At 67.7% G+C, this 7,896-nt stretch carries 8 protein-coding genes and 1 tRNA gene; 4 read left to right on the top strand and 5 right to left on the bottom strand.

The window, feature by feature from the left end; genetic code table 11:
* Nucleotides 1–96 precede the first annotated feature (96 nt).
* Nucleotides 97–591, top strand: coding sequence for an adenylyltransferase/cytidyltransferase family protein (locus WBV89_RS02920; RefSeq protein WP_423979845.1), 495 nt, complete (start codon nt 97–99; stop codon nt 589–591).
* Nucleotides 592–637: 46 nt separating this feature from the next.
* Here WBV89_RS02920 and WBV89_RS02915 read toward each other — a convergent pair whose 3' ends face one another.
* Nucleotides 638–1,273, bottom strand: coding sequence for a peroxiredoxin (locus tag WBV89_RS02915; protein WP_423979844.1), 636 nt, complete (start codon nt 1,271–1,273; stop codon nt 638–640).
* 182 nt (nt 1,274–1,455) lie between these two features.
* Here WBV89_RS02915 and WBV89_RS02910 point away from each other — a divergent pair, with 182 nt between their 5' ends.
* Both WBV89_RS02910 and WBV89_RS02905 read left to right on the top strand, forming a co-directional pair.
* Nucleotides 1,456–1,848 (top strand): pyridoxamine 5'-phosphate oxidase family protein, encoded by a 393-nt coding sequence (locus WBV89_RS02910; RefSeq protein ID WP_423979842.1) that lies wholly within the window; start codon nt 1,456–1,458, stop codon nt 1,846–1,848.
* 50 nt (nt 1,849–1,898) lie between these two features.
* Nucleotides 1,899–2,567, top strand: coding sequence for a trimeric intracellular cation channel family protein (locus WBV89_RS02905; RefSeq protein WP_423979841.1), 669 nt, complete (start codon nt 1,899–1,901; stop codon nt 2,565–2,567).
* Nucleotides 2,568–2,594: 27 nt separating this feature from the next.
* On the opposite strand, the gene WBV89_RS02900 is transcribed toward WBV89_RS02905, so the two are convergent.
* Entirely contained in the window at nt 2,595–3,215 is a 621-nt protein-coding gene (locus tag WBV89_RS02900; RefSeq protein WP_423979840.1) for a hypothetical protein, read from the bottom strand.
* A 185-nt stretch (nt 3,216–3,400) separates the two neighbouring features.
* Here WBV89_RS02900 and WBV89_RS02895 point away from each other — a divergent pair.
* Nucleotides 3,401–3,477: transfer RNA gene (locus tag WBV89_RS02895), tRNA-Arg, on the top strand.
* A 53-nt stretch (nt 3,478–3,530) separates the two neighbouring features.
* Here the strand turns inward: WBV89_RS02895 and WBV89_RS02890 are convergent.
* The 3 genes from WBV89_RS02890 to WBV89_RS02880 form a co-directional block, all read right to left on the bottom strand.
* Nucleotides 3,531–5,891, bottom strand: coding sequence for an HAD-IC family P-type ATPase (locus tag WBV89_RS02890; protein WP_423979839.1), 2,361 nt, complete (start codon nt 5,889–5,891; stop codon nt 3,531–3,533).
* A gap of 51 nt (nt 5,892–5,942) precedes the next feature.
* The gene (glyA, locus tag WBV89_RS02885) at nt 5,943–7,274 is read right to left on the bottom strand and encodes a serine hydroxymethyltransferase (protein WP_423979838.1); all 1,332 of its coding nucleotides are present in this window, start codon (nt 7,272–7,274) and stop codon (nt 5,943–5,945) included.
* 45 nt (nt 7,275–7,319) lie between these two features.
* The coding region (locus WBV89_RS02880) for a M23 family metallopeptidase (protein ID WP_423979837.1) at nt 7,320–7,896 on the bottom strand (577 nt) is incomplete at its 5' end.

Genomic DNA, 7,896 nt, shown 5'->3' with positions numbered 1-7,896 from the left:
CGAGAACGCCGGTCGCCCGGTGCAGCACCTCGGCGCAGGCTGGAAGCGAGTGGTCACCGACCTCGCGTCCGTTGGCGACCGAATCGAGACACGCTCATGAACTCCACCGATCGCCACCGGACCGGCTTGATCGTCGGCCGCTTCGACCCGCCACACCTCGGCCACTCGCACATGATCGACTGGGCCGACGAGCGCACCGACCGTCTCGTCGTCTACGTCAACTCGTCGTTCGCGCGCGACACCGTTCCGGGGGAGCTGCGTGCCGCCTGGCTTGCCGAGGCGCATCCGAACGTCGAGGTCCGGGTAGTCCGGCATTCGCTCGCGACCGACTGGGACGACGAGGACCTCTGGGCGCGCTGGATCGAGCTCTTCCGTTCCCACTGGCCCCACGAGTCGGGCCCGGATGCGGTGTTCTCGTCCGATGCGTACGTTTCCGGAATCGCATCGCGCCTCGATGCCGTCGCGGTGACGGTGGATCCGGATCGAGTGACGGTTCCGGTCACCGCCACCCAGATACGCGACGAACCGGCGGCCCACCTCGACAAGGTGACACCGCCGGTTCGACAATGGATCGAATCCAACTGGTTGTAGGAGCCGCCGTCAACGGGTGTCAGGCACCCGATGACCGTGACCGTCGTCAGCGGTTGGGCTGCTTGGTGACGCGGAGGTACGGCTTGACGGGGTTCCAGCCGGCGGGGAAGAGCGCCTTCGCGTCCTCGTCCGAGACGGCCGGAACGATGATGACGTCGTCGCCGTCTTTCCAGTTGCCCGGCGTTGCGACCTTGTGGTCGGCGGTCAGCTGCAGACTGTCGATCACGCGCAGGATCTCGTCGAAGTTGCGCCCGGTGGAGGCCGGGTAGGTGAGGGTCAGCTTGACCTTCTTGTCGGGGCCGATGACGAACACCGAGCGCACCGTGAGGGTGTCGTTCGCGTTCTCGTGGATCATGTCGTAGGCGTCGGCCACGGTGCGATCCGGGTCGCCGATCATCGGGAAGTTGACCGCGGTGCCCTGGGTCTCCTCGATGTCCTTCTCCCACTCGAGGTGGCTGTCGACCGGGTCGACCGAGAGGCCGATCACCTTGACGTTGCGCTTGTCGAACTCCGGCTTGAGTGCGGCCACGAGACCCAGTTCGGTCGTGCAGACCGGCGTGAAGTCCTTCGGGTGGCTGAACAGCACGCCCCACGAGTCGCCGAGCCACTCGTGGAAGTTGATGTCGCCCTGCGTGGTGGGAGCGGTGAAGTCGGGTGCGGTGTCGCCGAGACGGACGGCCATGGTGATCTCCTGTGATCGTTGGAACGGACGTTGCGGAGAGGAGCGTAACGACCGATCACCGAAACCCGACAAACCAAGTCGGGATTCATCCTCGACCGTGGACCGGAAGCTGATCGGGCGGTGCGCCGGCCCGGCAGGCGGTGGCGGGTGACGTGCGAGCGGACGTGTGGTTGGATGGGAACATGAGCATCCCCGTCGAACTGGACGTCCTCGAAGCCAAGACGCGAGAGTACGGGTGGGCCTATCTGCTCACGGTCGGCGACGACATGCGTCCCAAGATCGTCGCGTGCCAGCCCGAGTGGCACGACGGGACGATGTGCTTCTCCGCCGGCAGCGGATCGGCGCGGAATGCGACGGCGCGCGCGTCGGTCACGGTGACCTTTCCCCCACTCGATCCCGACGGGTACACCCTGATCGTCGACGGTGACGCGACCATCGACGAGTCCGGAGACCCTCCCCGCGTTCATGTCGCACCGACCGGCGGTGTCCTGCACCGAGCGTCGGCACCCGATTTCACCAACACCACGACCGGCTGCAGCCACGACTGCGCCCCGGTCGACCGACCCGCTACCTGATCCGGAGCGGCACCCGGTACGTTCCGGCGCGCCCCGTACGCTCCACGGCGATGTTCGGCTTCCTCGCAGCGATCGATCCGGAGACCGGGCTCGACGCGGGCCTCGAGCGCACGGCCGACCTGGTCGGTGTGTTCTTCTTCGCCATCTCCGGTGGTCTGCTCGCGGTCCGCAAGGGATTCGAACTGGTCGGCGTGATCGCCCTCTGCCTGGTCACGGCGCTGGGCGGTGGCGTGATGCGCGACGTGGTGCTCGGCGCCACCCCGCCCACGGCGTTCAGCGAGGTGGCCTACATGCTGGTTCCGCTCGTCGCAGCCGGAATCGTGTTCGTCGCCCACCAGGCGATCGAGTCACGGTTTCGCACCCCGGTCCAACTCTTCGACGCGGCGGGGCTCGGGCTGTTCGCGGTGACTGGCGCCGTGAAGGCCGCTGCGTTCGATGCGAGCGCCGCCGGGGCCGTGATGATCGGCGTGATCAGCGCGGTCGGCGGCGGAATCATCCGCGATGTCCTCGCCAACGACCCACCGCATCTGTTCCACCCCAACAGCCGGCTCTACGCGATCCCGGCTGCGATCGGTGCAACGGTGATCGTCGTCAGCGTGCGTAACGATTTCTACTCGGGCACGCTGGCCCTCGCGGTCGCGTTCGGAATCTTCGCGTTCCGGGTGGCTGCGCTCAAGTTCGAATGGCGTGCGCCGAAACCGCTCGGCCGGACGACCTGAGGTCGGTCCGGGCAACCCGGGTTGCTGTCAGCAGTTCGCGACGACGTCGCCGTCGACGGGATCGCCGCCGTCGATCGGGTCGTCACCTGCGTAGAAGGAGCCGGTTCCACGGATGGTGGAACCATCGAGCGTCAACTCGAGCGTGCCTCCGAACGGCTCGTACATCGTGCTCGCACCCCACAGCGACTCGAAATTCGACGCGTCGGCGACCGTCACGGAGCCGATTCCGGTGACCGGACCCTCGTCGCCGAACTGCGTGATGTCGAGCAGCGGGTCGTCGTAGGACGTCGCGGTGAACAGGATCTCGGACCCGGCGGCGATCTGCGGTTCGAGCGCGCAGAGCACCGAGAAGTCGTAGCTCTCACCGTTGGCGAGGGTCAGCGTCGCCGTTCCCGAACCGGCATCGGGCGGAACTTCGTCGGCTGCCTCGCCGCCCGCTGCAGCGTCTGTGCCGGCGCTCTCGGCCTCATCATCGGTCGGGTCATCGGTCACCGGGGTCAAGACCTCGGCGGCCTCGGTGGGCTCGGTGACATCGGTGGCTTCCGTTTCGGCGGTGTCGGTTGTGTCGTCGGTCGAGTCGTCACTGGCACCGCAGGCGGTCGTCACCAGGGCGGTGGCGAGGGCGATCGGGATCCACGTGGTGCGCATTTCATCGATCTTGGCACGCGACCCGCGACCGACGACGGTTGTTCCATCGAGCGCCGCTGTCGGCAGTGCGGGGACACTCGGATCGATCCGCGCGATGACCTGTTCGGCGCACCGCGGACGACGTCGGACTCGGCTCTAGGATCGGTGCGCGACGTGAGCGTGGTGATGCCACCCGTGCTCGTCATGCCTCCGTAGCTCAGTTGGATAGAGCGGTCGCCTCCTAAGCGACAGGCCACAGGTTCGATTCCTGTCGGAGGCGCCAGGAGTGCTCGACGTCCGGACCGGCCCCGGTGTCGGGCCGAGCCGGTGCGTCGTTCAGTCCCGGTCGACCGTCAGCCGTTCGACGATGAGCGGCACCAGCCAGACCCCGACGCACGCGATCGCCGTACCGGCAGCGACCACGGGCCACGCGTCCGACGGCGGGAGGTCGAGTTGGAAGTAGTTCCGCAGGAACGGGATCGCCATCACGCCGATGTAGAGCGCACCCATCCCCGCGGCCAGCGCCACCTTCCACAGTTCGAGCGGGCGGCTGACGACGATCAGCACGACCAGGCCAGCGCTCAGCAGCGTGATGGTGGCGCACGTGCGGGCCTCGGCGAGCGTGACATCACTCATCCGACGGGTCACGTCATAGACCACGTACGCGGCGATTCCCGACACCGCGCCGGCCGGAACGGAGTAGCGCAGCACTCGCTCCAGGAATCCCGGCCGCACGAGGGCCTCGTTCGGTGAGAGCGCCAGGAAGAATCCGGGGATTCCGATCGAGAACGTGCCGATCAGCGTCAGCTGGCGTGGAAGGAACGGGAATGGAACCCCCGCCAGGCCCACGATGAGCGTCAGCAACACGGCGTAGGTGGCCTTGGTGATGAACAGGTTGGCGACGCGTTCGATGTTGTTGATCACCCGTCGTCCCTCGGCGACGACGAGCGGGAGCGTCGAGAATCGGTTGTCGAGCAACACGAGTTGTGCGACGGCTCGCGTCGACGGGCTTCCGGCTCCCATCGCAATGCCCATGTCGGCGTCCTTGAGCGCCAGGACGTCGTTGACTCCGTCGCCGGTCATCGCGACGACGTGACCCTCGGACTGGAGCGAACGAACCATCGCCCGCTTCTGGTGCGGGGTCACCCGACCGAACACCGGTGTCGACAGGACCTGGGTGGTGAATGCGTCGAACTCGGTGTCGGGATCGGGGAGCGTGCGGGCATCGACCCCCGTGTCGGCGTTGCGCACCCCGGCGCGGCGCGCCACAGCGGCGACGGTGGCGGGGTTGTCGCCCGAGATCACCTTGATCGTCACGCCCTGGGAGTTGAAGTACTCGAGGATCTCGGCCGCATCGTCGCGCACCGTGTCCTCCAAGCTCACCAGCGCGAGCGGTTCGAGATGGTCGGGTCGTCGTTCGCCCTGGTGGGCACCGTCGGACTGTGCGAGCAGGAGCACTCGGCTCCCGGCCTCCGCCAGCCGTGCGACCGCGCCGAGTGTGTCGTCGCCGGGTTCGAGAAGGATCTCGGGGGCACCGAGATAGAACGAGCCGCGGTCGGTGAAGTGCGTGGCCGCCCATTTGCGAGCCGAACTGAACGGCGTGACCTCGTCGGCCGTCCAGTCGTCGGGTGACGCGTGCGCCTCGACGATCGCGGCGAGCGTCGCATTCGGACTCGGATCGGATGCGCCGAGTGCCCCGAGCGCATCGGAGACGAATCCGTCGTCGATTCCGGGAAGGACCTCGACGGAGCCGTAGCTGATCTCGCCGGTGGTGATCGTCCCGGTCTTGTCGAGGCAGAGCGTGTCGACGCGGGCGAGCAGTTCGACCGAAGCGAGTTCCTTCGCCAACGCCTGATGCCGGGCGAGCGACATGATCCCGACGATGAACGCGAGGCTGGTCAGCAGCACGAGGCCGTCCGGGACCATCGCCACCGATGCGGCGACCGTCCCCTGGAGTGCTTCCTGCCAGGTGTCGACATCGTCGCTGCCGAGCTGACGGATGAGCAGCAGCGTGGCGGCCGGCGGGATGATGAAGGTCAGCCATCGCAGGATCGTGTTGACCCCGCTCCGCAGTTCGCTGTCGGCCAGCTTGAACACTCGCGCCTCGTCGACCAGTTTGGCGGCGTAGCTGTCCGAGCCGATCGCCGTCGCCCGATACAAGCCCGATCCGGACGCGACGAAGCTTCCCGACATCACGTCGTCGCCGGGGTGCTTGGACATCGCATCGCTCTCGCCGGTCAGCAGCGATTCGTCGATGTCGAGCCCGACCGCCGACACGATCTCACCGTCGACGACGATCTGGTCGCCGGATCCGATCACCAGAATCTCGTCGGCGACGACGTCGGAGACCGCCAACTCGACCGACGCGCCGTCGCGGCGGGCCACGGCGGCCGGCGCGTTGAGCAGTTCGAGTTCACGCAGCGTGCTGCGCGCCCGGAGTTCCTGCACGATCCCGATCCCCGAGTTCGCGACGACCACACCGGCGAAGAGCGCGTCGGCCGGGTATCCGGCGACGAGGATCAGCACGAACAACGTCGAGATGATCGCGTTGACCGGGGTGAGGATGTTGGCCCGCGCGATCTGGCCGAACGATCGGACCGGAGCATCGGGAACCGCGTTGGTCCGGCCGTCGGCACGACGCTCCTCGACCTGGGCGGCTGTCAGACCGACGGATGGATCCACCGCTGTCGTCGTCACGCGGAGCGAGAGTATCCCGACGGTGCGACAACCAGGGGGAGTCGGCTCATGTCAGGAGCAGAAATGAACGTCGGTGAATCGTTTCCGGAAGTCACCGACGTCGAGCGCGACGGCTGTTCGGTCCTCGCCGGAGATCGATCGCGTGATCGCCTCGGCGACGAACGCCATGTCGTTCGGTGTCATGCCCCAACGAACCATCTCGTTCGTTCCGAGCCGGATCGCCCCCATCAGGTCGGGCCCGTCGCCCGGCAACCCGATCCCCGAGCTGAGGAGGTTGGCCTCGCGGAGTTGCCGTGCGAGGCCGTGACCGTCGCCGCTCGTTGCCTCGGCGCGTAGGGCGAACGCGTGGGATCGGGTCGGCGACCCATCCGCGGTCGTGACGACCGGAAGACCTCGGTCGAGGAGTTGCGCTGCGAGTGCCTGTGCGGTGTCGACCATCGCCGCCGCGTGGTCGCGGCCGTATGACTGCCAGTCGAGCAAGGTCATCGCGAGCGCGGCGGTGTTCGCCGCGTCGAAGTTGGCGGTCAGCCCCGGGAACGCGATCGCATCCACGCGTTCGGCGATCGCCGCGTCAGTCGCGACGAGCAGTCCCGCCGGAGGACCGGCCAAGCTCTTGTAGGTGCTCATCGTCATGATGTGCGCGCCCTCGTGCAGCGGGTTGGGCCACGCTCCACCGGCGATCAGCCCTGACAGGTGCGCGGCGTCGAAGAGCACCGTTGCGCCCACGTCGTCCGCGATCTCGCGTACCTCGGTCACCGGGTGATGCGTGAGATTGAGACTCGCGCCGATGGTGATCATCTTCGGACGGACCCTGCGAGCGAGTTCGCGCAGGGCGTCGACGTCGACGGTGTACCGGTCGGGGTCGACGGGCGCCTCGTGGATCGCCAAGCCGTAGAGCCCGGCCGCTCCGGCCGTGTTGTGCGTGACATGACCGGCGATCGACCCCGGGGGAACGATGATCGAGTCGCCCGGCGAGCAGCACGCCATGAACGAATAGAGGTTGGCGAGTGCGCCCGATCCGATTCGCACTTCGGCGAAGGGTGCATCGAAGACCTCCGCGGCGAGCTCAGCGGCGATGACCTCGATCTCCTCGACCGCTTCGAGCCCCATCTCGTACTTCGCTCCGGGGTGACCCAGCGACGGCCGGGTCCCGAGCGACGAGGCGAGCAGCGCCTCGGCCGCCGGGCTCATCACATTCGCCGCCGGATTGAGGTTGATGCACTCCAGTTCGTGGATCGTGCGGTTCTTCGTGACGAGGTCGTCGATGCGTCCGCGGACCGTGTCCTTCGTCGGGGCCGCGACGGTGCTGGCCGCGATGCGTCGGACGAGCGATTCGGAGTCGACTGGGACCCAGTCGCGTCGGGCGAGCCGTGGTTCGGACATCGGCCGATTGTACGAGTGGCAGCCGTGGGCGCCGCTGCGTGTCGGTCATGCCTCGGGGATGAAGCGGCTCCAGACGTCGGGGTCGTTCAGGCTGTTCCTGGCGGCGGCGAACTCGGCGGGCGACGGAATGCACGCGCCGAAGGTGTGCGCGTACGGGTTCTCGACGGATCCTCCCGGCAGCGTCTCGAAGTGCAGGTGGGGACCCTGTGCATTGCCGGTGCTGCCGACGTAGCCGATCACGTCGCCGGCCTGCACCGCTCGGCTCTCGCCCTCCCAGTCGTCGAGGTGGGCGTAGTAGAACTTGTCGCCGTTCGCGGTGGTCAGCCAGATCGCGCGGCCACCGAGGCCGTTGGTCTTGAACTGCGCGTCGCCGTCGCGTACGGCGCGGATCGGGGTGCCTCGATCCGCGATCATGTCGACGCCCTCGTGGCTCCGGCCGCCCGATCGCGCCCAGCCCCACGAATCCTCGAACGTGGAAGGTCCAGCGACCGGACACACGTCGAACAGGGCGAGGTTCGGGTCGGCCGCCTTGGGCGCGGGGTCTGTGCTCTCATCGCTGCCGGCGACGTCGTCCGTCGAGTCGGTCGCCTCGTCGGCGATGACCTCCGCATCGGTGTCGCCG

This window comes from Ilumatobacter sp., from assembly GCF_049588435.1.
In the GTDB taxonomy this organism is placed as follows: Bacteria; Actinomycetota; Acidimicrobiia; order Acidimicrobiales; family Ilumatobacteraceae; genus Ilumatobacter_A.
This window is presented reverse-complemented; position numbering and strand designations above follow the sequence as displayed.

Bases quoted from the DNA above. Each gene is read 5' to 3' on its own strand.
- WBV89_RS02915 (WP_423979844.1), bottom strand. From the start codon at position 1,273: ATGGCCGTCCGTCTCGGCGACACCGCACCCGACTTCACCGCTCCCACC.
- WBV89_RS02905 (WP_423979841.1), top strand. From the start codon at position 1,899: ATGTTCGGCTTCCTCGCAGCGATCGATCCGGAGACCGGGCTCGACGCG.
- glyA (WP_423979838.1), bottom strand. From the start codon at position 7,274: ATGTCCGAACCACGGCTCGCCCGACGCGACTGGGTCCCAGTCGACTCC.
- WBV89_RS02900 (WP_423979840.1), bottom strand. From the start codon at position 3,215: ATGCGCACCACGTGGATCCCGATCGCCCTCGCCACCGCCCTGGTGACG.
- WBV89_RS02910 (WP_423979842.1), top strand. From the start codon at position 1,456: ATGAGCATCCCCGTCGAACTGGACGTCCTCGAAGCCAAGACGCGAGAG.
- WBV89_RS02920 (WP_423979845.1), top strand. From the start codon at position 97: ATGAACTCCACCGATCGCCACCGGACCGGCTTGATCGTCGGCCGCTTC.